At 50.3% G+C, this 2,950-nt stretch carries 2 rRNA genes (1 of these 2 cut by a window edge); both read right to left on the bottom strand.

Annotated features, from left to right (window positions below):
- Positions 1-49: 49 nt before the first annotated feature.
- Positions 50-160 (bottom strand): 5S ribosomal RNA (gene rrf, locus DWX62_RS19620).
- A gap of 72 nt (positions 161-232) precedes the next feature.
- Positions 233-2,950 (bottom strand): 23S ribosomal RNA (locus DWX62_RS19625) (it continues 232 nt past the right edge of the window).

Raw genomic sequence — 2,950 nt, forward strand, 5'->3', positions numbered from 1 at the left:
AAACGAACAAAGCCTCCGTATCCTTATCAGACACGGAGGCTTCTTCTGAAAACGGCGACTACCTACTCTCCCACTGTTACGCAGTACCATCGGCGTGACCGGGCTTAACTTCTCTGTTCGGAATGGGAAGAGGTGGAACCCCGGTGCTGTAGTCACCTGAATAAGGCAGACATGATGAGAAAAAAGTAAAGTGTCCATATATTGCTGAACGTATATACCTCCATACACGGAAGGCAAAAAGTGGACGGGCAATTAGTAATGCTCGGCTATGACATCGCTGCCTGTACACCTGCATCCTATCAACGTTGTAGTCTACAACGACCCTGAGAAATCTAATCTTGTGGCTGGCTTCGTACTTAGATGCTTTCAGCACTTATCCAATCCCGACTTAGATACCCGGCAATGCACCTGGCGGCACAACCGGTAAACCAGAGGTCAGTCCAACACGGTCCTCTCGTACTAGTGTCAGAGCCACGCAAATTTCATGCGCCCACGATAGATAGAGACCGAACTGTCTCACGACGTTCTGAACCCAGCTCGCGTGCCACTTTAATGGGCGAACAGCCCAACCCTTGGGACCTTCTCCAGCCCCAGGATGTGACGAGCCGACATCGAGGTGCCAAACCCCTCCGTCGATATGAGCTCTTGGGAGGGATCAGCCTGTTATCCCCGGAGTACCTTTTATCCTTTGAGCGATGTCCTTTCCATACAGAAACACCGGATCACTATGCTCTAGTTTCCTACCTGATCGACTTGTAAGTCTCCCAGTCAAGCGCCCTTATGCCATTACACTCTGCCGACGGTTACCAATCGTCGTGAGGGCACCTTTAGAAGCCTCCGTTACACTTTTGGAGGCGACCACCCCAGTCAAACTACCCACCAAACAGTGTCCCCGCAACAACGGGTTAGAACTCAAATAATCAAAGGGCCGTATTTCAACAGCGGCTCCACGGACACTGGCGTGCCCGCTTCGAAGCCTCCGGCCTATCCTACACATCAATTACCCAAATTCAATGTTAAGCTATAGTAAAGGTTCACGGGGTCTTTTCGTCCCATCGCGGGTAATCGGCATCTTCACCGATACTACAATTTCACTGAGCTCACGGTTGAGACAGCGTCCAGATCATTACACCATTCGTGCAGGTCGGAACTTACCCGACAAGGAATTTCGCTACCTTAGGACCGTTATAGTTACGGCCGCCGTTTACTGGGGCTTCAATTCAATGCTTCTCTTGCGATGACATCTCCTCTTAACCTTCCAGCACCGGGCAGGTGTCAGGCTGTATACTTCATCTTTCAATTTTGCACAGCCCTGTGTTTTTGTTAAACAGTTGCCTGGACCTATTCTCTGCGCCTCGCCGTAAAGCGAGGACCCTTTATCCCGAAGTTACAGGGTCAGTTTGCCTAGTTCCTTAACCGTGAATCACTCAAGCGCCTTAGTATATTCAACCCGACTACGTGTGTCCGTTTGCGGTACGGGTACCTGCAGGATTAAGTTTAGCGGATTTTCTTGGAAGTATGATTACACGCACTATTGGATTGTTCTAAGAACGCTCCATACTGTCAGGTTCGACTCTTGCTCCGGATTTGCCTGGAACAATCAGCATCTACACCCTTCAACGGACTATTCCGTCAGTCCGCGGCGCTGTCACGACTCCGTCTCCACGTCACTCCCACAGGTAGTACCGGAATATTAACCGGTTCTGCCATCGGCCTCGCCGTTCGGCTGAGCCTTAGGACCCGACTTACCCTGATCCGATTAGCGTTGATCAGGAAACCTTAGTCTTTCGGCGAGGGGGTTTCCCACCCCCTTTATCGTTACTTATACCTACATTTGCTTTTCCACACGCTCCAGCAAAGCTCGCGCTTCACCTTCGACGCCGAGTGGAATGCTCCCCTACCGATGATTTCTCATCCCAAAGCTTCGGTAGAATACTTATGCCCGATTATTATCCACGCCAAACTCCTCGACTAGTGAGCTGTTACGCACTCTTTAAATGAATGGCTGCTTCCAAGCCAACATCCTAGCTGTCTTAGCAATCTGACTTCGTTAGTTCAACTTAGTATTCATTTCGGGACCTTAGCTGTTGGTCCGGATTGTTCTCCTTTAGGACATGGACCTTAGCACCCATGCCCTCACTCCTGACATAGAACTGACACGCATTCGGAGTTTGTCAAGACTTGATAGGCGGTGAAGCCCTCGCATCTTATCAGTCGCTCTACCTCATGCCAGTATAAGTCAAGGCTGCACCTAAATGCATTTCGGGGAGTACGAGCTATCTCCAAGTTTGATTAGCCTTTCACCCCCACCCTCAGGTCATCCAGAAGCTTTTCAACGCTTATTGGTTCGGTCCTCCAGATGGTGTTACCCATCCTTCAACCTGCCCAAGGGTAGATCACTTGGTTTCGCGTCTACTCCTTCCGACTATACGCCCTGTTCAGACTCGCTTTCGCTTCGGCTGCAGATCTGAAATCCTTAACCTCGCCGGAAAAAGTAACTCGTAGGTTCATTATGCAAAAGGCACGCCGTCACACCAGAAGGTGCTCCGACCGCTTGTAGGCACATGGTTTCAGGAACTATTTCACTCTTCTGTTCGAAGTGCTTTTCACCTTTCCTTCACAGTACTGGTTCACTATCGGTCTCTCGGGAGTATTTAGCCTTACCGGATGGTCCCGGCAGATTCACGCAGAATTCCTCGTGCTCCGCGCTACTCAGGATACCACTAGGCTTCGCTTGGCTTCGCATACGCAGCTGTCATGCTCTATGGCTGTACTTTCCAGAACATTCTGCTCACCAACTTTCTTGCCACGACGTGGTCCTACAACCCCACACATGCCGTAACATGGGTGGTTTGGGCTGTTCCCCGTTCGCTCGCCACTACTGGGGGAATCATTGTTTATTTTCTTTTCCTGCAGGTACTAAGATGTTTCAGTTCCCTGCGTTAGCCTT

The organism is Bacteroides sp. AF20-13LB, assembly GCF_003603065.1.
GTDB lineage: Bacteria > Bacteroidota > Bacteroidia > Bacteroidales > Bacteroidaceae > Bacteroides > Bacteroides uniformis.